This window comes from Streptomyces lucensis JCM 4490 (assembly GCF_014650035.1).
Lineage (GTDB): Bacteria > Actinomycetota > Actinomycetes > Streptomycetales > Streptomycetaceae > Streptomyces > Streptomyces lucensis.
This window is the reverse complement of record NZ_BMUE01000001.1, coordinates 738,977-762,627: the sequence shown is the minus strand read 5'-3', so window position 1 is coordinate 762,627 and position 23,651 is coordinate 738,977. Positions and strand designations below refer to the sequence as shown.

General features: G+C 72.3%; 19 protein-coding genes. 10 read left to right on the top strand and 9 right to left on the bottom strand.

Features of this window, described 5'->3' with window-relative positions; all coding sequences use genetic code 11:
* Positions 1–294 precede the first annotated feature (294 nt).
* On the top strand, positions 295–1,083 hold the full coding sequence (locus tag IE177_RS03495; RefSeq protein ID WP_190013190.1) for a protein phosphatase 2C domain-containing protein: 789 nt from the start codon (positions 295–297) through the stop codon (positions 1,081–1,083).
* A 28-nt stretch (positions 1,084–1,111) separates the two neighbouring features.
* Here the strand turns inward: IE177_RS03495 and IE177_RS03490 are convergent, their stop codons facing one another.
* Positions 1,112–1,603, bottom strand: coding sequence for a MarR family winged helix-turn-helix transcriptional regulator (locus tag IE177_RS03490; protein ID WP_190013189.1), 492 nt, complete (start codon positions 1,601–1,603; stop codon positions 1,112–1,114).
* Between the two features lie 253 nt (positions 1,604–1,856).
* On the opposite strand from IE177_RS03490, the gene IE177_RS03485 reads away from it, so the two are divergent.
* On the top strand, positions 1,857–2,681 hold the full coding sequence (locus IE177_RS03485) for a lysozyme (RefSeq protein ID WP_190013188.1): 825 nt from the start codon (positions 1,857–1,859) through the stop codon (positions 2,679–2,681).
* Positions 2,682–3,057: 376 nt separating this feature from the next.
* A complete protein-coding gene (locus tag IE177_RS03480; RefSeq protein WP_190013187.1) occupies positions 3,058–5,442 on the top strand; it encodes an ATP-binding SpoIIE family protein phosphatase in 2,385 nt (794 codons plus the stop codon).
* Between the two features lie 64 nt (positions 5,443–5,506).
* On the opposite strand, the gene IE177_RS03475 is transcribed toward IE177_RS03480, so the two are convergent.
* The 4 genes from IE177_RS03475 to lon form a co-directional block, all read right to left on the bottom strand.
* Complete coding sequence (locus IE177_RS03475) at positions 5,507–6,064, bottom strand: hypothetical protein (protein WP_190013186.1); 558 nt, start codon at positions 6,062–6,064, stop codon at positions 5,507–5,509.
* A gap of 245 nt (positions 6,065–6,309) precedes the next feature.
* A complete protein-coding gene (locus IE177_RS03470; protein ID WP_190013185.1) occupies positions 6,310–6,969 on the bottom strand; it encodes a hypothetical protein in 660 nt (219 codons plus the stop codon).
* Between the two features lie 280 nt (positions 6,970–7,249).
* Complete coding sequence (locus tag IE177_RS03465) at positions 7,250–8,299, bottom strand: serine/threonine-protein kinase (RefSeq protein WP_229815871.1); 1,050 nt, start codon at positions 8,297–8,299, stop codon at positions 7,250–7,252.
* 107 nt (positions 8,300–8,406) lie between these two features.
* Positions 8,407–10,827 (bottom strand): endopeptidase La, encoded by a 2,421-nt coding sequence (lon, locus tag IE177_RS03460; RefSeq protein WP_190013184.1) that lies wholly within the window; start codon positions 10,825–10,827, stop codon positions 8,407–8,409.
* 180 nt (positions 10,828–11,007) lie between these two features.
* On the opposite strand from lon, the gene IE177_RS03455 reads away from it, so the two are divergent.
* Positions 11,008–11,814 carry a GNAT family N-acetyltransferase gene (locus IE177_RS03455; RefSeq protein ID WP_190013183.1) on the top strand — a complete coding sequence of 269 codons (807 nt, stop codon included), beginning with the start codon at positions 11,008–11,010 and terminating at the stop codon, positions 11,812–11,814.
* A gap of 276 nt (positions 11,815–12,090) precedes the next feature.
* Here IE177_RS03455 and IE177_RS03450 read toward each other — a convergent pair whose 3' ends face one another.
* Complete coding sequence (locus IE177_RS03450) at positions 12,091–12,957, bottom strand: rhomboid-like protein (protein ID WP_229815870.1); 867 nt, start codon at positions 12,955–12,957, stop codon at positions 12,091–12,093.
* A gap of 262 nt (positions 12,958–13,219) precedes the next feature.
* Here IE177_RS03450 and IE177_RS03445 point away from each other — a divergent pair, with 262 nt between their 5' ends.
* From IE177_RS03445 to IE177_RS03430, 4 genes are all read left to right on the top strand, one after another.
* Positions 13,220–13,897 carry a spermine/spermidine synthase domain-containing protein gene (locus IE177_RS03445; RefSeq protein ID WP_190013182.1) on the top strand — a complete coding sequence of 226 codons (678 nt, stop codon included), beginning with the start codon at positions 13,220–13,222 and terminating at the stop codon, positions 13,895–13,897.
* 125 nt (positions 13,898–14,022) lie between these two features.
* On the top strand, positions 14,023–14,763 hold the full coding sequence (locus IE177_RS03440; protein WP_190013181.1) for a response regulator transcription factor: 741 nt from the start codon (positions 14,023–14,025) through the stop codon (positions 14,761–14,763).
* Positions 14,760–15,875, top strand: a complete 1,116-nt coding sequence (locus IE177_RS03435; protein WP_190013180.1) for a HAMP domain-containing sensor histidine kinase — start codon at positions 14,760–14,762, stop codon at positions 15,873–15,875. The genes IE177_RS03440 and IE177_RS03435 overlap by 4 nt, the downstream gene beginning before the upstream one ends.
* A 301-nt stretch (positions 15,876–16,176) precedes the next feature.
* A complete protein-coding gene (locus IE177_RS03430) occupies positions 16,177–19,989 on the top strand; it encodes a multifunctional oxoglutarate decarboxylase/oxoglutarate dehydrogenase thiamine pyrophosphate-binding subunit/dihydrolipoyllysine-residue succinyltransferase subunit (protein ID WP_190013179.1) in 3,813 nt (1,270 codons plus the stop codon).
* Positions 19,990–20,117: 128 nt separating this feature from the next.
* Here the strand turns inward: IE177_RS03430 and IE177_RS03425 are convergent, their stop codons facing one another.
* Positions 20,118–20,300 carry a DUF6104 family protein gene (locus tag IE177_RS03425; protein ID WP_019075209.1) on the bottom strand — a complete coding sequence of 61 codons (183 nt, stop codon included), beginning with the start codon at positions 20,298–20,300 and terminating at the stop codon, positions 20,118–20,120.
* A 310-nt stretch (positions 20,301–20,610) separates the two neighbouring features.
* Between IE177_RS03425 and IE177_RS03420 the strand changes: the two genes are divergently transcribed.
* Both IE177_RS03420 and IE177_RS03415 read left to right on the top strand, forming a co-directional pair.
* Entirely contained in the window at positions 20,611–21,597 is a 987-nt protein-coding gene (locus IE177_RS03420) for a DUF4097 family beta strand repeat-containing protein (protein WP_190013178.1), read from the top strand.
* Between the two features lies 1 nt (position 21,598).
* Entirely contained in the window at positions 21,599–22,624 is a 1,026-nt protein-coding gene (locus tag IE177_RS03415; RefSeq protein WP_190013177.1) for a PadR family transcriptional regulator, read from the top strand.
* Between the two features lie 203 nt (positions 22,625–22,827).
* Here the strand turns inward: IE177_RS03415 and IE177_RS03410 are convergent, their stop codons facing one another.
* Entirely contained in the window at positions 22,828–23,385 is a 558-nt protein-coding gene (locus IE177_RS03410) for a Clp protease N-terminal domain-containing protein (RefSeq protein WP_190013176.1), read from the bottom strand.
* Positions 23,385–23,594: a helix-turn-helix domain-containing protein gene (locus tag IE177_RS03405; RefSeq protein ID WP_003997975.1), complete on the bottom strand. Its 210-nt coding sequence runs from the start codon at positions 23,592–23,594 to the stop codon at positions 23,385–23,387. The genes IE177_RS03410 and IE177_RS03405 overlap by 1 nt, the downstream gene beginning before the upstream one ends.
* Between the last annotated feature and the right edge of the window lie 57 nt (positions 23,595–23,651).

Genomic DNA, 23,651 nt, shown 5'->3' with positions numbered 1-23,651 from the left:
GGTTCCCGACCCTCCCAGCGCCGGTGGGCAGTGGTCGCACATCACCTGACCCGCCACCCGAAGGAGTGAACATCGGAGGGGAGTTGGCGGGCAAGTTCCCGTGGCGCGTGCCGCGCCCTTGTGCGGCGGGCCGGTTGGACGCGCGCGGCAGGCTTTGGCAGGATTCGCCACCACGCCTTGCCGGAGTGCCTCATTCTCCCTCAAATCAGGCGCTTGACCTGCGAGGTCGTGTTCCCGCGGCGACGCATGCCAGCCTTTGGCGTGGCCTGTGAAGGCCTGGTGCAGACTGGCCGGATGCGAACCGAACTCGTCTCGGAACCAGGCGACGCCGCCCGCCCCAACGAGGACTTCGCCGGTGTCGGACTACCCGCCTCCGGACAGGGAGGTTGCGTGATCACGCTGGACGGCGTGACTCCGCCCAGCGGTGGCACCGGCTGCCTGCATTCCGTCCCCTGGTTCACCGCGCGGCTCGGCGGCGCACTGACCGAACTGACCCTTTCGGACCGAGATCTGACGCTCCCGGAGATTCTCGCGCGGGCGATCGGGCGCACCGCCGAGGCCCATGCGGACACCTGTGACCTTTCTCACCCGCGCACGCCTCAGGCAACCGTCGTCCTGGCCCGCTGGTCCGCGGACGTGGTCGAGTACCTGGTGCTGTCCGACTCCGCGCTGCTGCTCCAGGGCGCGGACGGCGAGGTGACCCCGGTGCTGGACGACCGGCTCGGCCGGCTCCCCGCGTCCGCGCTCGCCACCGACGCCCTGGTGGACGCCACCCTGCGCAACAGGGAGGGCGGCTTCTTCACCGCCGCCGCGGACCCCGCGGTGGCCGCCCGCGCGGTCACCGGCTCGCGACCGCGGCGCGAGGTGCGCGCGCTGGCGGCGCTGACGGACGGCGCGGCCCGCTGGACGGAGAAGTTCCACGAGGGCGACTGGGCCGACCTGTTCGGGCTGGTCGCGAAGGAGGGCGCGCGGGCGCTGGTCGACCGGGTACGGGAGTTGGAGACGGCGGACTACGAGGCGCGGGCGCTCCTGGGGCGGAGCAAGACGCACGACGACGCGACGGTGGTGTACGTGGAGCTGTGAACGTTCGCGCCCGCGGCCCGCTCGCGTCCTACTTCTCCATGACGCCGTTCAGCCGGTGCAGCAGCCGGGCCAGTTCCGCCACCTCATGGCGGTCCCAGTGGGCGAGCTGGCTGACGTAGCGGGCGCGGCGGGCCTCGCGGACCTTGCCGACCCGGCCGCGGCCCTCGTCGGTGAGGGTGACGAGCCAGGCGCGGCCGTCGGCGGGGTCGGGCTGGCGGGTGATCAGGCCCAGCTCCTCCAGGGCCCGCAGCTGGCGGGACATGGTGGCCTTGCCGACGCCGATGTAGGCGGCGAGTTCCGTGGCCCGCTGGCCGCCCTGTTCGTCCAGCCGGATGAGCAGGCCGTAGGCGGAGGACTCCAGGTCGGGGTGGACCTCACGGGCCATCTCGCCCTGGTTGGCCCGGGCGCGCCGGAGCAGTACGGTCAGCTCGCGTTCCAGGGACAGGAATTCCTGGTCTGCACCACTGGGTGTCACCTGCCCGGCGACGCGCTGTGCGCCGCCGTTTCCGTCCTCGTGCACGTCAGCACCCCTGATCGGTTTCGCGGTTCTGAAAGTTTCTGCCAAAGGCCACCGTTGCCGCAGCTCCGCCAGTATTTCGCAGGCTTAGACCAACGGCGGAGTCCGGACCCCCTTCCCAGGCCGTCATCTACGTGCGTAGCTTCTTTACGAGGCAACCAATGGCATGCCCACGCCAGCGTCGTGCTGCCCCACCCCCACCCCCCACCCCCACCACCGTCACTGCCACGGTCCCCCCACTCCCCGGAGGCACGCCATGTCCGTGCTCAGACCCGGCCCCATCCGCCCGCGCCCCTTCGCCGTCCTGCTCACGGCCCTGCTCGCGGCACTCTCCCTCACCCTGCCCCTCACCTCCGCCCACGCCGTGACGACACCCAGCCGCGGCTCCGCCTACATGGGCATGGGCGTCCCCACGCACGACGGCACGCACGGCACGCCCAGCACGGGTGACGCCACCCAGACCGAGGGTGTGGACGTCGCCGGCTACCAGGGCAACGTCGCCTGGTCGACCCTGTGGGGCAGCGGGGTGCGCTGGGCGTACACGAAGGCCACGGAAGGCACGTACTACACCAACCCGTACTTCGCCCAGCAGTACAACGGCTCCTACAACGTCGGCATGATCCGCGGCGCGTACCACTTCGCGACCCCGGACACCACCAGCGGCGCCACCCAGGCCAACTACTTCGTCGACCACGGCGGCGGCTGGTCCCGCGACGGCAAGACCCTGCCCGGCGCCCTCGACATCGAGTGGAACCCCTACGGCGCCGCCTGCTACGGAAAGACCACGAGCCAGATGGTCAGCTGGATCGCCGACTTCATCAACACCTACAAGTCGCGCACCAGCCGGTACCCGGTGATCTACACCGCCACCAGCTGGTGGACCCAGTGCACCGGCAACTACGCCGGGTTCGCCGCCAACAACCCGCTGTGGATCGCCCGCTACGACACCACCCCGGGGACGCTGCCGGCCGGCTGGTCGTTCTACACGATGTGGCAGTACACCTCCTCGGGCCCGACGGTCGGCGACCACGACAAGTTCAACGGGGCCCTGGACCGGGTGCAGGCGCTGGCCCTCGGCTAGGTCGTGGCCGCTGAGCCGCAGGTGAGACTCAGCGGCCACGGCTCGCGCGGCATTTCCCCGCGCACCCGGCGAGACCACGGTCCGTGCCGGGCCGGCCGCTCCGGAGCGGTCCGTGCCGGCGCGGACCGCCGGCTCGCACGGACACCTCCCGGGCGCGGACCGACCGGCTCGCGCCCCCACCTCCCGACCCGGATCCGCCGACTCGCGCCCCCACCTCCCGACCCGGATCCGCCGACTCGCGCCCCCACCTCCCGACCCGGATCCGCCGACTCGTACGACCGTGCTCCGCCCGTCCCGGTCCTGCGTTGGTGCTCCGCGCCGGCCGGGATCATGCTGGTCAGGGAGAGCCTGCCGAGCAAGGGCGAGATGAGCGGCGATGGAGCGACAGTCGACGTACACGGCCACGGCCACCATCGATGAGCACGGCATCCTCACGGGCTGGAGCGAGGGCGCCCAGCGGTTGCTCGGCTACGACTCCGCGGCGGTCGTCGGCCGGCCCGCCACCGCCCTGCTCGCCGCCACCGGCTCGGCGGCCCGCCGCGCCCTCGCCGGACGTGAACGGTGGAACGGCACCGTCCCACTCAGGCACAGGGACGGCCGGTCCGTGGAACTGGGCGTACTCGCGCACCGGCGGACCTCCGACGCCGGGGTCACCGACTGGCTGGTGGTGAGCGCCGTGACGGCCCGGCCGCAGCCGCCCCGGGGCGAGCCGCTGGAGGAGTGGACGTTCCTGCAGTCGCCCTTCCCGCTGGCCATCTTCGACCCCGGCCTGCGGCTGGTGCGCGCCAACCGCCGCATGGAGCACGCCCTCGCCCTCCCCGAGGCGGCGATGCGCGGGCTGCGTCTGGTGCACATCGTGCCCGGGGCCGCGAGCGAGGAGACCGACCGGTCGATGCGGCTGGCGCTGGAGTCGGGACGGCCGCAGGAGGTGCGGGCCCGCCTCGGCCCGGCGCTCGGCCGCGGCAGCGTCCTGACCCCCCTGAAGGACGCCGGCGGCCGGGTACGGGCCGTCTGCCTGTCCACCCAGCACCCCGCCCAGGACTCCGCCGTCCGGCAGCGCCCGCCGGACGAGGCCGGCGCGCGCGGCGGCACGGCGGCCGAGCAGGCCCGCGCCGCGCAGGAACTCGGCGAGGTCACGGTTCCCCGGCTGGCCGACGTCATGGCGGTCGACCTGCTCGACATGCCCCGGTCCGACGTCACCGGGGAGCCCCGGTCCGGTGCCGCGGAGCCCGCTTCGCAGCCCGGACCGGTCGTCCTGCGCCGCGCCGCCCTGCGCGCGGTACCGGACGACGGCGGCTCCGCCCACGGCACCACCGTGGGCGAGGCGATCGTCTGCCCGGCGGACTCCCCTCCGGCGCACTGCATGGCGGCGGCCCGTCCGCTCTTGTACGACACCGCGGACCCGGCCGTCGCCGCCTGGGCCGCACTGGACCCGGGCACCGCGTGGCTGCGCGCGTCCGGGGCACGCTCGCTGCTCGCCGTGCCGCTGCTCGCACAGGGCAGCACCCTCGGGGTGGCCCTCTTCGGACGCCTCCGCGACCGGGAGCCGTTCGGGCCGGAGGATCTGCGCCTCGCCGAGGAGTTCGCGGCCAAGGCGGCCGTCGGGATCCAGCAGGCGCGCGCCTACTCGCGGGCCCGTACCACCACCATGGCCCTGCAGCACAGCCTGCTGCCGCACACCCTGCCCGCGCAGGGCGCCCTGGACATCGCCACCCGCTACCTGCCCGCCGCGACCCGGGCCGGCGTCGGCGGCGACTGGTTCGACGTGATCCCGCTGTCCGGCGCGCGGGTGGCACTCGTCGTCGGCGATGTGGTGGGCCACGGCATCCGCGCCTCCGCCACCATGGGACGGCTGCGCACGGCCGTGCGCACCCTGGCCGACGTCGACCTGCCGGCCGACGAGCTCCTCACCCACCTCGACGACCTGGTCCTGCGGCTCGCCGCCGACGAGGGCAGCGCCGACCCGGCCGCCGAGACCGCCGGCGGCATCGGCACCACCTGCCTGTACGCCGTCTACGACCCTGTCTCGCGCAGCTGCACCCTGGCCCGGGCGGGCCATCCGCCGCCCGCCGTGGTCACCCCGGACGGCACGGTCCGCTTCCTCGACGTGCCCGCCGGGCCGCCGCTCGGCCTGGGCGGGCTGCCCTTCGAGGCCTTCGAGACGGAGCTGCCCGAGGGCAGTCTGCTCGCGCTCTACACCGACGGGCTGTTCGAGGCCCGCGACCACGACATCGACGAGGCGCTGGACAAGATGTTCGCCGCGCTCGGCCGCCCGGCGACATCGCTGGACTCCGTCTGCGACCGGGTGCTCACCGAACTGCTGACCCACCGCCCCGACGACGACATCGCCCTCCTGGTGGCCCGTACCCGGGCGCTGCACGAGGACCGGGTCGCCCGCTGGGAACTGGACGACGATCCCACCGTGGTCTCGGTCGCCCGCCACCTTGCCGGCGACCAGCTGTCCGCGTGGGGCCTGCACGACGCGGTCTTCACCACGGAGCTGATGGTCAGCGAGCTGGTCACCAACGCCATCCGCTACGGCCGCCCGCCCATCCAGCTCCGCCTGATCCACCAGGGCGGCACGCTGATCTGCGAGGTGTACGACTCCAGCGGCACCACCCCGCACATGCGGCGGGCCCGCATCTTCGACGAGGGCGGCCGGGGCCTGCTGCTGGTCGCCCAGCTGGCCGAGCGCTGGGGCACACGGCACGACCGGGTCGGCAAGACGGTGTGGGCGGAACAGACGGTCGCCCGGATCTGAGAACGCGCCCCGCACGGAATGGCGCCCCGCCGCGGGAAGCGGCGGGGCGGGGCGGGCGGTGCGGTCACTTGACGATCGGACCGGGGTCGGAAGGGGGCTCAGGGTTCGCCGGCGGCTCCGGGCCGGAGGGCGGCTCCGGGTTCGCCGGGGGCTGCGGGCCGGAGGGCGGCTCGGGGGCCGGCGTGGAGGAGCCGCCGGGCGTACCCGGGTGGTGCGGCGGGGGCCCCTCGGGGCACTGCGGCCCGTTCTTGCCGTTGGTGCCCTTGCCGTTCTGGCTGCGGCCCCCGCAGCTGCCCCGGCCGGTACCCCCCGTGCCGGTGCCGCCAGGGGCTTGGCAGATCGGGGCGTCGCCGCCGGTCCCGTCGCCGCCGGTGGCGTTGCCGGCGCGGCAGTACTTGTCGTCGCCGTGGCCGTGACCACCACGACTGCCGTGACCACCGGGACCGCCACGGTCCTTGCCGCCGTGCCGTGAGTGGTCGTCGTGGTGTGCGTGGTCGCCCCTCGCGATCGTTCCCAGGGCGGGGGCGGCGAAGGCGGTTCCCGCCGTCACCATGACACCGCCGCTCAGGAGGGCGGACGCGGTTACCACGACCAGCCGGCGGGTCCAGGTGTTTTCCTTCATGGTGGTCAGGCCTTTCTTCTCGGGTGCCGGACACACATCGAAATGACTCGGACGGCGTGGCGGCGGATCGGACGGCGCGGTGATTCGACGGCGAATTCGGATGACGATGTGGACGGTGACGCGATGGGAATGACGCGGATGCGGTGGCCGGTCCGCCGGGGCCCGTGCCGGCCGGCTGGGCGTTGTCGACCTTGCGTGGTCCGCCCGGCCGGCCGGCACTTCACCCGTTGCCCCGGCCGCTCGGATCAGTCGGCCACGGCGTCACCTCCGTGGGCGTCACCCCCGTTCTCGCTCGTCGCGCCCCCGCCCTGGGCGTTGCCGCCGTTCTGGGTTTCGGCATTACCGCCCCGGGCGTTGCCGCCGTTCTTGGTCGTCGCCGCACCGCCGGTGGCGTCGCCGCCGCTCTTGGTCGTCGCCGAACCGCCGGTGGCGTCACCGCCGTTGTCCGTCTGGGCGCTGCCGCCAGTGGCGTCACCCCCCTTGTCGGTCTGGGCGCCACCACCAGTGGCGGCACCACCGTTCTTGGTCTCGGCGCCACCGCCCTTGGCGTTGCCGCCGTTCTCCGTCTCGGCGCTGCCGCCCTTGGCGTTGCCGCCGTTCTCGGTCGTCGCGCTGCCGCCGGTGGCGTCGCCGCCGCTCTTGGTCTTCGCCGAACCGCCGGTGGCATCACCGCCGTTCTTGGTCGTCGCCGAACCGCCGGTGGCGTTCCCCGGCTTGTGCGGAGTGCCGCCGTGGTGGTTGCCGTGGTGGTGGTGGGCCTGGACGTTGGCCGGCATCGCCGGGGCCGCCATCGCGGAGGCCGCCGGAACGAGCACCCCTCCGGCGATCGCGGCGGAGGCGACAATCGTCGCGATGGAGAAGCGACGCTTGCGACCGGACTCTGCGTTCTTGAAGTTACGGTTCATGATTCTGCTCCTGTTTCCTGAATGGGAATGTGACTGACATGCTCCGAATATTCGGGGCACCGAGCGGCGGAATTCCTTTCCGCCTTACCCTGCGGTTCCCTTTTCCTTTCGGTGGGGGCCGCACAACCAGTAGGCATGATCGACACGATGCGGAGCACGTTCCGAGGATTCGGGGCTTGACGGAACCGTCGGCAGTATCTATAAACGCCCGCCCGGCGCGGGGTGACGGACGGGCGTATCCGCGGCGGAGGAAACGCGGGAGTCGCCGCAGCGGCCCGGATCAGTTCCGCTGCCCGGTCACCGGCCCGCGGAGGACGGGGCCGGCCCAGGAGGGCGGAGCGGGCAGGGGGCGCGCGTCCGGGCGGGCCGGCGGTCCGGATTCCGCGCGGCTGTCCGTGCGGGGAGCGGCGGCATCGGCCGCGACCCGGGCGTCCACCAGCGTCGGCGTACGCCCGCGCGGGCCGACCTCGCCGGTGACGGCGCGCAGAGCCGCCACGAACTCCAGGCAGGAGCCGTACCGGTCGTCCGGAATCTTCGCCAGCGCCCGTCCAAGGACGTCGTCCGCGGCCCGCGGGACGTCCGGCCGCCGCTCGCTCAGCGCGGGCGGCGGGTCGTACTGGTGGGCCCAGAGCAGTTCGAGGTGGTCCTCCCGCTCGAAGGGCGGGGCGCCGGTGAGGGTCTCGTGCACCACGCAGGCGAGGCTGTACAGGTCGGCCCTGCCGTCGACCGGGCGACCGGCGATCCGCTCGGGCGCCACGTAGTCCAGGGTGCCGACGAACTCGCCGGCGGTGGTGAACCCCGTGAGCGACAGGGACTTCTTGGCCAGCCCGAAGTCGGTGAGGTAGACGTGCTCGGGGTGGTCGCTGTCGATGCCCTCGGCCACCAGCACGTTGCCGGGCTTGACGTCCCGGTGCACCAGGTCACGCGCGTGGGCCGCGTCGAGCGCGGACGCCAGCTGGGCCGCGATGCGCAGCGCGGCGGGCACCGGCAGCGGGCCCTCCCGGTCGATCAGGGCACGCAGATCGCAGCCGCAGACGAAGCACATGGCGATGTAGAGGATGCCGTCGGTCTCGCCGGCCTCGAAGACGGGGACGATGTTGGGGTGGTCGATGGCGGCGGCGACCCGCGACTCCTGGGCGAACCGGCGGCGGAAGGCGTCGTTGCGCGTGAACTCGGGGGCCAGCAGCTTGAGGGCGACCGTCCGGCCCAGGCGCAGGTCCTTGGCGCGGTAGACGACGGCCATGCCACCGCGCCCGAGTTCGCGCTCGACCCGGTAGCCCGCGATCTCCGTCCCGATCAGACCGGAGGGCCTGCCGTCCTGCCCGCTCACGTCCGAATTCTACCGAGTCACCCCCTGCGCCCGCCCGGTCACGGCGCCACGGCGAAGGCCCGGGCCTCCCTCACGGGACCCGGGCCTCGCCCTTCCGGCCGCGTCCGTCACGCCGCGACCGGAACCTCCGGCGTCGCGCCGTTCGCGGCGGGCGCGAGCGCCAGCTCCAGGACCTGGCGTACGTCGGTCACGGCGTGGACGTCCAGCTTGTCCAGCACCTCGGCCGGGACGTCGTCCAGGTCGGGTTCGTTGCGCTTGGGGATGATCACCGTGGTCACCCCGGCGCGGTGCGCGGCGAGCAGCTTCTGCTTCACGCCGCCGATGGGCAGCACCCGGCCGGTCAGCGAGACCTCGCCGGTCATGGCGACGTCCGTGCGCACCAGACGGCCGGACAGGAGCGAGGCGAGGGCCGTCGTCATCGTGATGCCGGCGCTCGGACCGTCCTTCGGGACGGCGCCCGCCGGGAAGTGGATGTGCACGCCCCGGTCCTTCAGGTCGCCCACGGGCAGCTCCAGTTCGGCGCCGTGGCTGCGCAGGAAGCTCAGCGCGATCTGCGCCGACTCCTTCATCACGTCGCCCAGCTGACCCGTGAGGGTCAGGCCGGCCGCGCCGGTCTCCGGGTCGGCGAGGGAGGCCTCGACGAAGAGCACGTCGCCGCCGGCGCCGGTGACCGCGAGGCCGGTCGCCACACCGGGGACGGCCGTACGCCGCTCGGCCGGGTCCTGGGCGGACTCGGGCACGTGGTGCGGGCGTCCGATCAGGCCGCGCAGGTCCTCGGCCCGGACGGTGAACGGCAGTTCGCGCCGGCCGAGTTCGTGCTGCGCGGCGATCTTGCGCAGCAGCCTTGCCACGGACCGCTCCAGGGTGCGCACGCCCGCCTCGCGCGTGTACTCGCCGGCGAGCCTGCGCAGCGCGCCCTCGTCGATGGTGACCTCGTCCTCCGCCAGGCCGGCCCGCTCCAGCTGGCGCGGAAGCAGGTGGTCCCGGGCGATGACGATCTTCTCGTCCTCGGTGTAGCCGTCCAGGCGGACGATCTCCATACGGTCGGCCAGCGCCTCCGGGATGGCCTCCAGGACGTTGGCCGTGGCGAGGAACACCACGTCCGACAGGTCGAGTTCGACCTCCAGGTAGTGGTCCCGGAAAGTGTGGTTCTGCGCGGGGTCCAGGACCTCCAGCAGGGCGGCGGCCGGGTCCCCGCGGAAGTCGGAGCCGACCTTGTCGATCTCGTCGAGGAGGACGACGGGGTTCATCGACCCGGCCTCCTTGACGGCCCGCACGATCCGGCCGGGGAGCGCGCCGACGTAGGTGCGCCGGTGGCCGCGGATCTCGGCCTCGTCCCGGACGCCGCCGAGGGCGACCCGGACGAACTTGCGGCCCATGGCGTGCGCGACGCTCTCGCCCAGGCTGGTCTTGCCCACGCCCGGGGGACCGACCAGAGCGAGCACGGCACCGCCGCGCCGCCCGCCGATGACGCCGAGGCCCCGGTCACCGCGCCGCTTGCGCACCGCCAGGTACTCGGTGATCCGCTCCTTGACGTCCTCCAGGCCCGCGTGCTCGGCGTCGAGCACCGCCTTGGCGCCCTGGATGTCGTACGCGTCCTCGGTCCGCTCGTTCCACGGCATCTCCAGGACGGTGTCCAGCCAGGTGCGGATCCACGACCCCTCGGGCGACTGGTCGGAGGACCGCTCCAGCTTGTCGACCTCCTTCAGGGCGGCCTCGCGCACCTTCCCGGGCAGGTCGGCGGCCTCCACGCGGGCGCGGTAGTCGTCGGACTCCTCGCCCTCCTGCTCGCCGTTCAGCTCGCGCAGCTCCTTGCGGACGGCTTCGAGCTGACGGCGCAGCAGGAACTCCCGCTGCTGCTTGTCGACGCCCTCCTGGACGTCCTTGGCGATGGTCTCGGCCACGTCCTGCTCGGCGAGGTGCTCGCGCAGCTGCTGCGTGGCGAGCCTGAGCCGGGCCACCGGGTCGGTGGTCTCCAGCAGTGCCACCTTCTGCTCGGTGGTGAGGAAGGGCGAGTAACCGGAGTTGTCGGCGAGCGCGGAGACGTCGTCGATGGCCTGGACGCGGTCCACGACCTGCCAGGCGCCGCGCTTCTTCAGCCAGGCGGTGGCGAGCGCCTTGTACTCCTTGACGAGTTCGGCGGCCTGGCCCGGCAGCGGGTCCGGGACGTTCCCGTCGACGCGGGCACCCTCGACCCAGAGCGCCGCGCCGGGACCGGTGGTGCCGGCGCCGATGCGCACCCGGCTCCGGCCGCGGATCAGAGCCCCGGGGTCGCCGTCGGCCAGCCGGCCGACCTGCTCGACCGTCCCGAGCACACCCGTCTTCGCGTACGTGCCGTCGATGCGCGGCACCAGCAGCACCCTGGGCTTCCCGGGCTCCGACCGGGCGGCGGCCTGCGCGGCCTCCACCGCGGCCCGCACCTCGGCGTCGCTCAGGTCCAGCGGCACCACCATCCCGGGCAGCACGACCTCGTCGTCGAGCGGCAGCACGGGCAGGACGAGCGTGAACGCCGTGGACTCAGCAGCCATGATCTCCCCTTCGGCAGTCAACTTGAGCTATGCCGACTCAATGTCCGTGAGTCCTTGATTGTTCCCCAAGGGGTGTTCGCTGTCAGCGATCACCGGCTCCGGCGCCGGGCGCCTCCGTCACCAGGGCCCACTGGAAAAGCAGTTGCCGCCCGCCCGGTCATTCCTCGTAGCGTGCCCGTGATGACGACCGACACCGCGGCGCTGCTAGCCGCCTACGACGCCCAGATACGCGCCACTCCGCCCGCCCCGCCGCCGGGGGTCACCCACGAGTACGACGGGAGGCTGCTGCGGATCGTCGGAGAGTTCCGCGGCTTTCTCGGCACGCCGCCCGACCTGGGCCTGCGCGGGCGGGACCTGGACGAGCTGATCGCCAGGCAGCGGGACTTCTTCGCGGCACGCGGGGAGGCGGTGGAGTGGAAGCTGCGCGGCCACGACGTCCCGGCCGACCTACCCGACCGGCTGAGCGCGGCGGGGTTCGTACCCGAGGAGGAGGAGACGGTACTGATCGCCCCCGTGGCCGAACTCGCCGCCGGGGAGCCCGCACCGCCCGACGGAGTCACGCTGCGCCGGGTCACCTCCGCCGCGGACGTCCACCGGATCGCCGCCCTGCAGACGGCCGTCTGGGACCAGGACATGAGCTGGCTCGCCGAACACCTCCTCGGGCGGCTCGCCACCGAGCCGGACGACCTGTCCGTGCACGTCGCCGAGGCCGACGGCGAGATCGTCAGCGCGGCCTGGCTGTCCTTCCGCCCCGGCACCGAGTTCGCCGGCCTGCTGGGCGGCTCCACTCTCGCCGAGTGGCGCGGCAAGGGCATCTACCGCGCCCTGGTCGCCGCCCGCGCCGGCCTCGCCGCCGCCCGCGGTGTCAGGTACCTCCACGTCGACGCCTCCGCCGACAGCGCCCCGATCCTGCGCCGCCTGGGCTTCCGGGCGGTGACGACGACCACGCCGTACGTGTGGTCACCGTATGCCGAAGCGACGGGCTGAGCGGGGGCGGCACCCGAGGAGGCCGATGCGCACAGGCCGATCCGGGGCCGATGCGCGCAGGCCGGTCCCGGGGCCGATGCGCGCAGGCCGGTCCCGGGGCCGATGCGCGGGGCCGATGCGAGGACGCCGGCTCCCGGCAAGCCGATGTCGCATCGGGCGCTGTGCCACGCGGGCGCGACGCGGTCGACATCGCGACGCGGTCGACATCGTGAGCCGGAGTGCGCGCCGGTTCGGCGGGGCCGTCGGCCGTGTGCGCCGGTACTCGGCACCGCCGAATCAGGCGGTACGGCACCGTTGCCGGCGCCTGACCAGAGGCCAGGTGCCGACTCCTATGGCCAGGGATATCAGGTGGCCCCAGTCGGTCACCGGGTCGGTGAAGGCGATCAGGTTCCGGACCAGGACCCCGCCGAACAGGACGAGCAGCGGACGGCGCAGCCAGGGTCCGAGCAGGCCGGCCAGGGCGCCGATGCTCGCGGCGACGCCGAAGCTGACGCCGTAGTCCAGGCGGTGCAGCGAGGTCTGCGGAAGGTGGCCGGACAGGACCGCCAGACCGACGGGCACCTCGGTGGCGAGCGTGGCCAGGACGTGCCCGGCGAGGAACACACAGGCCGTGCCGGTGCCGCCTATCCGCCGCTCCAGCGCGGTGAGCACCAGCACGAGGGCCAGCGCGTACGGCGAGACGACGCCGCCCGCGATCCACAGCGCGCTCGCCAGCAGCACCGGCGCAGGGGCGTGCAACAGGTGGGCGACGTCCGTGCTGGAGCCCTGGTGGAGGGTGTGGACGATGTGCGGGTCGGCCAGGGAGGCGACCGTCGAGGTGACGGCCAGGACGGCCACGTAGGCGAAGGTGAACGGGGTGCCGGCCGGCGTGGGCAGCAGGCGCCACCACCGCGCGGCCCGAGCGGCCGGACGCGCTTCGGCCGGCACCGAAGCCTGAGTCGGAGGTGGAGTCGGCGTCGGCGTCGGCGTCGGCGTCGGCATCGGAGCCGTGACACCGCGCTGGCGCGGCAGGCCGCCCAGCAGGCCCGCGACCGTGCCGGCCGGGACGGCGACCGTGCGGGCCGGGACGGCGGCGGTGTCGCCGGGAAGGGGCGCAGGCGGCGGGGACGCGGCCTCCGCAGCGCCCGTAACGGTCCGTTCCACGAGGGCTCCTTCCGTCGCGTCCCACCTTTGGCCGTCACCCGGGCCGCTGTCCATGAGCGGCGTCACGCGCGGGCGCGATTCACGTCAACCTCTCACGCCCCGCGCGCGTCCGCGCCGGGACGCCAGGCGGGTACGACGTCCCACGAACGGGTGTACCGCGCCCGCCCCGCGCCCCGGCGCGCAGCGGGCGGCCCGCGGGACGCATCGTCCCGTCATCCGTAATTCCGGTGAAGGCCAGGCCCCGTTCGAGCAGGATGGGCGCATGACTGCCGTGTACGACTCCCCCGTGGTCCTGGACCGGCGCGACGGCCCGTACGGCGAGGTGGTGCTGCGCAGGCACGGTCCGCTGCTCCAGATCATCGCCAACGGCTGCTTCCTGATGGACACCTCCGACGGCCGCTCGGAGCGGCTGCTGGTCGACGCCGCGTACGGCGCACTGGACGGGCGCCCGGGGCCGCACGTGCTGATCGGCGGACTGGGCGTGGGATTCTCGCTCGCGCACGCGGCGGCCGACGCACGCTGGGGGCGGATCACCGTCGTGGAGCGTGAGCCGGCCGTCGTCGACTGGCACCGCGAGGGGCCGCTGGCCGAGCTGTCCGCCGACGCGCTCGCCGACCCCCGGACCGAGATCGTGGAAGCGGATCTCGTGACGTACGTCAATGAGACATCGGACACGTTCGACGCACTGTGTCTCGACATCGACAACGGACCGGGCTGGACCGTGACCGAGGACAACGGCGGTCTGTACTCGGCGGCAGGACTCGCCGCCTGCGCACGGGCGTTGAGACCCGGCGGAGTGCTGGCGGTGTGGTCCGCGCAGCCCTCTCCGGAATTTGAAGGAACCTTGCGGAATGTCGGGTTCCGGCAGGTGCGTACGGAAGAGGTGCCCGTTGCCCGGGGCGTTCCGGACGCCGTGCACCTCGGCATCCGCCCTGGATAGCGACAGCGCGGTGAGTCCCCGTAATGTGCTGCCCTGACGCGGATCACCGAACGATCATCACAGCGTCGATCGCAGACATGGGATCACCCCACGGATTCCCGGAAAGCAACAAGCAGGGGCGGGCGATGGAGCAGACACACACCTCCCAGAGCGGCGCGGCGACGACCACCCCGGGCGCGCAGCGCCGGGTGCTGGTCGTCGAGGACGATCCCACGATCGTCGACGCCATCGCGGCCCGGCTCCGCGCCGAGGGATTCCTCGTGCAGACGGCGGCCGACGGTCCGGCCGCCGTCGACACGGCCGAGGCCTGGCAGCCCGATCTGCTGATCCTCGACATCATGCTGCCCGGCTTCGACGGACTGGAGGTCTGCCGTCGTGTGCAGGCCCAGCGTCCGGTGCCGGTGCTGATGCTCACCGCGCGCGACGACGAGACCGACATGCTGGTCGGGCTCGGGGTCGGCGCCGACGACTACATGACCAAGCCCTTCTCGATGCGGGAGCTGGCCGCGCGGGTGCACGTCCTGCTGCGGCGGGTGGAGCGGGCGGCCGTCGCCGCGTCCACGCCCCGCTCCGGGATCCTGCGCCTCGGCGAGCTGGAGATCGACCACGCCCAGCGCCGGGTGCGGGTCAAGTCCGAGGACGTCCACCTCACGCCCACCGAGTTCGACCTGCTCGTCTGCCTGGCGAACACCCCGCGCGCGGTGCTCTCCCGGGAGCAGCTGCTGGCCGAGGTGTGGGACTGGGCGGACGCCTCCGGCACCCGCACGGTCGACAGTCACATCAAGGCGCTGCGGCGGAAGATCGGCGCCGAACGCATCCGCACGGTGCACGGCGTCGGGTACGCCCTGGAGACGCCGACGCCATGAGCGCTGACGGGCGGGAGGCCGCACGGAGGAGCCCCGGGGAGGAACCCTGGGGCGGCGTACGCCCGTTCTCGATCAAGACCAAGCTGGGCACGCTCGTCGTCGTCTCGGTCCTGATCACTACCGGACTGTCGATGATCGCGGTGCACACCAAGACGGAGCTGCGCTTCATCACGGTCTTCTCGATGATCGCCACCCTGCTGATCACGCAGTTCGTGGCGCACTCCCTCACCATGCCGCTGGACGAGATGAACACGGTCGCCCGCTCGATCTCGCAGGGCGACTACACGCGCCGGGTGAAGGAGAACCGCCGGGACGAACTCGGCGACCTGGCCGAGACGATCAACGTCATGGCCGACGAGCTGGAGGCCCAGGACCAGCAGCGCAAAGAGCTGGTGGCGAACGTCTCGCACGAGCTGCGCACCCCCATCGCCGGGCTGCGCGCGGTGCTGGAGAACATCGTGGACGGGGTCACGGAGGCCGATCCCGAGACCATGCGCACGGCCCTGAAGCAGACCGAGCGGCTCGGCCGGCTGGTGGAGACCCTGCTGGACCTCTCCCGCCTGGACAACGGCGTCGTACCGCTGAAGATGCGGCGGTTCGAGGTGTGGCCGTACCTGTCGGGCGTGCTGAAGGAGGCCAACATGGTCGCCTCGGCTCGCGCGGGCATGGCCTCCGGCTCGGGCAGCCACACGCGTACGGACGTCCATCTGCACCTCGACGTCTCACCGCCGGAGCTGACCGCACACGCGGACCCCGAGCGCATCCACCAGGTCGTCGCGAACCTGATCGACAACGCGGTCAAGCACAGCCCGCCGCACGGCCGGGTGACCGTCAGGGCGCGGCGCGGGCCGCAGCCGGAGTCGCTGGAGCTGGAGGTCCTGGACGAGGGTCCCGGGATTCCCAGGTCGGAGTGGCGCCGGGTGTTCGAGCGGTTCAACCGCGGGGCGGTGCGCCGGCCGCACGGACCGGGCAGCGACGGCGGCACCGGGCTCGGGCTCGCGATCGCCCGGTGGGCGGTGGATCTGCACGGCGGCCGGATCGGGGTGGCCGAATCCGAGCGGGGCTGCCGGATCATCGTCACTCTTCCGGGACTGGCTTCCGTCTCAAGTTGACGTAAAGTTCGAGCGGAAGCACAAGATCCACGTCGGTCGCCGCGGTTCCCGCGCGGCGGGACTCGTGTGATCGGGGCAGGCCCGCGCCACCCGTCGAACGAAGGCGCGCAGGGCCCGGTCCGGTGCACCCTCCCACCTGCCGAACCACGCTTGTTTCCCGCCATTTCAAGCCCTGAAACAAGATTTTCGGTGTGACTTACGCGACGATGAACGGGCCCGACCTGACCTTCGCGGTCTTGGAGGCGTAGCCTTTATTCCCGCTGTCCATCACCTTGTGAAGCGGAAGAGGGCGGTTGCCGCCGTGTCGCCACAGTCCCCCAGTAACTCGAGCATCTCGACCGACGACCAAGCCGGGAAGAACCCCGCTGCCGCGTTCGGTCCGAACGAGTGGCTCGTCGACGAGATCTATCAGCAGTACCTCCAGGACCCGAATTCGGTAGACCGAGCCTGGTGGGACTTCTTCGCCGACTACAAGCCGGGTGCTCCTGCCACCCCGGCTCCGGCGGGTACTGCGGCCGCGGGGGCCGCAGGGACCACCACCACGGCTCCCCAGCCCGCGGCCCCGGCTCAGCCGGCGGCTCCGGCCCAGGCCGCTCCCGCGCCCGCGGCCGCCCCCAAGCCCGCCGCGGCCCCGGCCGCCGCGCCCGCGGCGAAGGCCCCGGCCCCCGCCCCGGCCAAGCCGGCGACGCCCGCACAGGCGCCGGCCCAGCCGAAGGCCAAGGCCGCGCCGGCCACCGAGGCCCCCGGCGGTCCGGAGTACGTGACGCTGCGCGGTCCGTCCGCGGCCGTCGCGAAGAACATGAACGCCTCGCTGGAGCTGCCGACGGCCACCTCGGTCCGCGCGGTCCCGGTGAAGCTGCTGTTCGACAACCGGATCGTCATCAACAACCACCTCAAGCGCGCCCGGGGCGGGAAGATCTCCTTCACGCACCTCATCGGGTACGCGATGGTGCAGGCCATCAAGGCCATGCCGTCGATGAACCACGCCTTCGGCGAGAAGGACGGCAAGCCGACCCTGATCAAGCCGGCCCACGTCAACCTCGGCCTGGCCATCGACCTGGTCAAGCCCAACGGTGACCGCCAGCTCGTCGTGGCCGCCATCAAGAAGGCCGAGACGCTGAACTTCTTCGAGTTCTGGCAGGCCTACGAGGACATCGTCCGCCGCGCCCGCGACGGCAAGCTGACGATGGACGACTTCACCGGCGTCACGGTCTCCCTGACCAACCCCGGCGGTCTCGGCACCGTCCACTCCGTGCCGCGTCTGATGCCCGGCCAGTCCGTGATCATGGGCGTCGGCTCCATGGACTACCCGGCCGAGTTCCAGGGCACCAGCCAGGACACGCTGAACAAGCTCGGCATCTCGAAGGTCATGACGCTCACGTCGACCTACGACCACCGGGTGATCCAGGGCGCCGCCTCCGGCGAGTTCCTGCGCCAGGTCGCGAACCTGCTGCTCGGCGAGAACGGCTTCTACGACGACATCTTCGAGGCGCTGCGCATCCCCTACGAGCCGGTCCGCTGGCTCAAGGACATCGACGCCAGCCACGACGACGACGTCACCAAGGCCGCCCGCGTCTTCGAGCTGATCCACTCCTACCGGGTCCGCGGCCACGTCATGGCCGACACCGACCCGCTGGAGTACCGCCAGCGCAAGCACCCCGACCTGGACATCGTCGAGCACGGCCTCACCCTGTGGGACCTGGAGCGCGAGTTCGCCGTCGGCGGCTTCGCCGGCAAGTCGATGATGAAGCTGCGCGACATCCTCGGCGTGCTGCGCGACTCGTACTGCCGCACCACCGGCATCGAGTTCATGCACATCCAGGACCCCAAGCAGCGCAAGTGGATCCAGGACCGCGTGGAGCGCGGCCACTCCAAGCCGGAGCGCGAGGAGCAGCTGCGCATCCTGCGCCGGCTGAACGCGGCGGAGGCCTTCGAGACCTTCCTGCAGACCAAGTACGTCGGCCAGAAGCGCTTCTCGCTGGAGGGCGGCGAGTCCGTCATCCCGCTGCTGGACGCGGTGATCGACTCCGCGGCCGAGTCCCGCCTGGACGAGGTCGTCATCGGCATGGCCCACCGCGGCCGCCTGAACGTGCTCGCCAACATCGTCGGCAAGTCGTACGCGCAGATCTTCCGCGAGTTCGAGGGCAACCTCGACCCGAAGTCGATGCACGGCTCCGGCGACGTGAAGTACCACCTGGGCGCCGAGGGCACCTTCACCGGCCTGGACGGCGAGCAGATCAAGGTCTCGCTGGTGGCCAACCCCTCGCACCTGGAGGCGGTGGACCCGGTCCTGGAGGGCGTCTCCCGCGCCAAGCAGGACATCATCAACAAGGGCGGCACGGACTTCACGGTCCTGCCGGTGGCGATCCACGGCGACGCGGCCTTCGCGGGCCAGGGCGTGGTGGCCGAGACCCTGAACATGTCGCAGCTGCGGGGCTACCGCACCGGTGGCACGGTCCACGTCGTCATCAACAACCAGGTCGGCTTCACCGCGGCCCCCGAGTCCTCGCGTTCCTCCATGTACGCGACGGACGTGGCCCGCATGATCGAGGCCCCGATCTTCCACGTGAACGGCGACGACCCGGAGGCCGTCGTGCGCGTCGCGCGGCTCGCCTTCGAGTTCCGCCAGGCGTTCAACAAGGACGTGGTGATCGACCTCATCTGCTACCGCCGCCGCGGTCACAACGAGTCGGACAACCCGGCCTTCACCCAGCCGCTGATGTACGACCTGATCGACAAGAAGCGCTCGGTGCGCAAGCTCTACACCGAGTCCCTGATCGGTCGCGGCGACATCACCCTGGAAGAGGCCGAGCAGGCGCTGCAGGACTACCAGGGCCAGCTGGAGAAGGTCTTCACCGAGGTCCGCGAGGCCACCTCGCAGCCGGCCGCCGGTGACGCCCGCGCGCCGCAGGACGGCTTCCCGGTCGCGGTCCCGACCGCGATCTCCTCGGAGGTCGTCAAGCGGATCGCCGAGTCCCAGGTCAACGTCCCCGACCACATCACCGTCCACCCGCGCCTGCAGCCGCAGCTGCAGCGCCGGGCGTCGATGGTCGAGGACGGGACGATCGACTGGGGCATGGGCGAGACCCTCGCCATCGGCTCCCTGCTGCTGGAGGGCACCCCGGTCCGCCTCGCGGGCCAGGACTCCCAGCGCGGCACCTTCGGCCAGCGCCACGCGGTGCTGATCGACCGGGAGACCGGCGAGGAGTACACGCCGCTGCAGTACCTCTCCGAGGACCAGGCGCGCCTGAACGTCTACAACTCCCTGCTCTCCGAGTACGCGGCGATGGGCTTCGAGTACGGCTACTCGCTGGCCCGCCCCGACGCGCTGGTGATGTGGGAGGCCCAGTTCGGCGACTTCGTCAACGGCGCCCAGACGGTCGTGGACGAGTTCATCTCCTCGGCCGAGCAGAAGTGGAACCAGACGTCCGGCGTCACCCTCCTGCTCCCGCACGGCTACGAGGGCCAGGGCCCGGACCACTCGTCCGCGCGTCCCGAGCGGTTCCTCCAGCTCTGCGCGCAGAACAACATGACGGTGGCCATGCCCACGCTCCCGTCGAACTACTTCCACCTCCTGCGGTGGCAGGTGCACAACCCGCACCACAAGCCGCTGGTCGTCTTCACCCCGAAGTCGATGCTGCGCCTGAAGGCGGCGGCCTCGAAGGCGGAGGAGTTCACGACGGGCGAGTTCCGCCCGGTCATCGGCGACAGCACGGTCGACCCGGCCGCGGTCCGCAAGGTCGTCTTCTGCGCCGGCAAGGTCTACTACGACCTGGAGGCCGAGCGGCAGAAGCGCGGCGTCACGGACACGGCGATCATCCGCATCGAGCGCCTGTACCCGCTGCCGGGTGCCGAGCTGCAGGCGGAGGTCAACAAGTACCCGAACGCCGAGAAGTACCTGTGGGCGCAGGAGGAGCCGGCGAACCAGGGTGCCTGGCCGTTCATCGCGCTCAACCTGATCGACCACCTGGACCTGGCGGTCGGCGCCGACATCCCGGCCGGCGAGCGGCTGCGGCGCATCTCGCGCCCGCACGGCTCGTCCCCGGCGGTGGGCTCCGCCAAGCGCCACCAGGCCGAGCAGGAGCAGCTGGTGCGTGAGGTGTTCGAGGCGTAGCGCCTCCGGCGGTCCGCCTCGCACGGCGCGAAGGGCCCGGTCCGAGTCTTCCGACTCGGACCGGGCCCTTCGCCTTGATCGCGCCTTGATCGTGCCTTGATCGCGCCTTGATCCTGCCCTGATCGCGCCTACTCGTCGTCGTCTTCGTCGTCCAGGCGGGCGAGCCAGGTGGCCAGCCGCTCCACGGGCACCTCGAAGTCGGGGTTGAGATCAACGAACGTGCGCAACTGCTCGGCGAGCCACTCGAAGGTGACCTCCTCCTCGCCGCGCCGCTTCTCCAGCTCCTCGATACCGCGGTCGGTGAAGTACATGGGGTGCGTCTCTCCTGCGTGAACATCCAGGCCGATGGTGCCTTCCCCAACAGCCTAAGCGCACCGCGCCACCCAGCCGCGCCGTAGCCGCGGGCAGTCGTGCCGCGCTGGGGCGGCACGGGTGGGCGCTGGTGCCACCCCCTCTGGGGGGAGGCACTCCGCAAGCGCGGACCAGCGCGGGCAAGCACCGGCACCGGAACCGGCGCACACGAAAGAGTGTCTTGACTTCCCAAGGCCGCGATATATCGTGTTTATCAAGCGGACGCGATATGGCGCGTCGCAGCCGACGCCCGGCCCCCGAGGAGGCCCCATGTCCGAGTACTCCGTCGCAGAGCCCCGGAAGCTGACCTTCGACACCCCGGTCACCGACCTGCAGGTCCGCATCGTCAACGGAACGGTCAACGTGGTCGGCACCGACGAAGGTTCCGCCCGTCTGGAGATCTCGGAGATCGAGGGCCCGCCCCTGAAGGTGACACACAAGCGCGGCACCCTCACCGTGGCCTACGACGACCTGCCCTGGAAGGGTTTCCTGAAGTGGCTCGACCGCAAGGGCTGGCGCCGCAGTGCCGTCGTCTCCCTGGCGATCCCCACCGGCACACGCGTGGAGGTGGGCGTGGTCGGCGCCGCCGCGGTCGTGTCCGGCGTCCACGGCCCCGCGGTGATCAAGGGAGTGACCGGCGACACGACGCTGGTCGGCGTCTCGGGCCCGGTCCGCGCGGACACCGTCTCGGGGAACCTGGAGGCACAGGCCGTCACCGGTGACCTGCGGTTCAACTCGGTCTCGGGAGACCTGACCGTGGTCGAGGGCTCCGGCCGCTCCGTGCGCGCCGACTCCGTCAGCGGCTCCATGATCGTGGACCTGGATCCGGAAGGCCCCACGGAGGTCAGCCTCACGAGCGTCTCCGGCGAGATCGCCATCCGCCTGCCGCACCCGGGGGACGCCGAGGTGGAGGCCAACACGGCGAGCGGCACGATCTCCAACGCCTTCGACGGACTGCGGGTGCACGGCCAGTGGGGCGCCCACAAGATCACTGGCCGGCTGGGCGCGGGCACCGGCAGACTGCGGGCCACGACGGTCTCCGGTTCGATCGCCCTGCTGCGCCGCCCGCACGGGGAGGACGAGGACAGAACAGGCACGGACTGGGAGACCGACCCCTCACGAAGCCACGGAGCCACCTCCGCGCATGACCCGGCCGACGAGACACCGTCCTCCCCGGGGGACAATGCCGTCTCCGGCCAGGGCACCGACGCCTCCGATGCCCCGGCCGACGGCACGACCGACAAGAAGGTGCTCTGACATGCCCCCCGTCTTCGCCCACGGCCGCCTGCGCCTGTACCTGCTCAAGCTGCTCGACGAGGCCCCGCGCCACGGATACGAGGTGATCAGGCTCCTGGAGGAACGCTTCCAGGGGCTGTACGCGCCGTCGGCGGGCACGGTCTACCCCAGGCTCGCCAAACTGGAGGCCGAGGGCCTGGTCCGGCACACCACCGAGGGCGGACGCAAGGTGTACTCCATCACCGACGCGGGCCGGGCCGAACTCGCCGACAGACGAGGCGAGCTGGCCGATCTGGAGCTGGAGATCCGCGAGTCGGTCGCGGAACTGGCCGCCGAGATAAGGGCGGACGTGCGCGGAGCGGCCGGCGACCTGCGGCGCGAGATGCGTGCGGCGGCTTCCGAGGCCCGCCGGGGCACCAAGGCGGCAGGCGGCGGGCCGAGCCCCTTCGGGGAGTACGGCGACGCCGGGGAGGCCGGCGACAAGGAGTCCTGGCGCGCGGCCAAGGAGGAGATGCGCCGGGCCAGGCAGGAGTGGAAGGAGCAGGCCCGCCGCGCCAAGGACGAGAGCCGCCGGGCCCGGGAGGAGGCCCAGCAGGCCCGCCGCCAGGCACAGGAGGCACAGGCGCGGGCCCGGGCGCAGGCGCAGGAAGAGGTGCAGCGCATCGCCCGGCGCGTCCAGGACCGCGTCCAGGACCACTTCTCGCGCGGCGACTGGCCGACCGGCGTCCGCGAGGGCCTGACGGAACTCGCGAAGGAGTTCGGCGAGTTCGGCAAGGACTACGGCAAGGCCCGAACCGCCACGTCCGAACCGCACTACACGTCGTCCCCGGAGGACTTCCCCGCCGGGTACGAACCCTCCTGGGCCCACGAGGACTCCACCGGCGACCCGGCCCGCGACCTGGACCGCCTGCTGGACCGCTTCCGCGACGACATCCGCGATATGGCCCGCGACCACGGCGTCACTCCCGACCAACTCCGCGACACCCGCCACCACCTGTCGACAGCGGCAGCCCACATCACAGCCCTGCTCCGCCACCCGACCCCCTGAGCACCACCGACCGACAGCAACGGTCAGGAGGGCTCACCGGGGTCCGGGGGAGAGCCCCGCGTCACCCGCCTTCCAGCCGACAGCAACGGGCGGGCGGGCAGACCGGGGTCCGGGGGCGGAGCCCGGGGTGGTCCACCTTCCAACCGACCGAGTCGGTCGGGCGGGTGGGCAGACCCAGGGCCCGGCCCGAGGGGACGGACCCCTCACCCCACTCCCACCCCGTACAACACCCGCGTCACCGACGCATACGTCACCCCCACGTCGGCCAGCACCTCGCCCGACACCCCCGGCAGAGCCGTCAACGCCAGCAACAGGTGCTCGTCACCGATGTGCCGGTCACCACGAGCGAGAGCGACCCGCAGGGACCGCTCCAGCACATCCTTCGCCCCGCGGCCGAAGCCCGGCCGGCGCCCCGGCCGCCGGCCCCAGCCCCTCCGCTCGCCGGACATCGCCCCGACGCCGTGCGCTTCCTCCACTCGGGCCACGATCTCCGACACGTCGATCCCCAGCCCCGCCAGCGCATCCGCGTCCGCCCGGGTGAGCCCGGCATGCCGTTGCGCCTGCGCCAGGGCCCGTCGCACACCCTCCCGGCGTTCCGCGAGCCCGAGGGCGGACAGCGCGAAGGAAGCGCGGCTGCCCTCCCGGTCGAGGAGGGCGAGCAGCAGGTGCTCGGCGTCCACCACCCGCGCCCCGCCGGCTTCCGCATGCTCGAACGCCCCCTTGACCACGGCCCGGGCGTCCTTCGTGAACCGCTCGAACATCAACGCCTCCCGTACTTCTTGTGCACGGCCTGCCTGCTGACACCGAGCTCCGCGGCGATCTCCTGCCACGACCAGCCCTGATTGCGCGCGCTGCGCACCTGCACCGCCTCCAACTGCTCCAGCAGCCTGCGCAGTGCGGCCACGGCCCGCAGGCCGACCCGCGGATCGCGGTCGCCGGCACGCTCGGCGAGATCGGTTGCCTCTGTCATGACGTCAACCTATGTTGACGATCTCTGCATGTCAACCACAGTTGACGAACGCGGCGC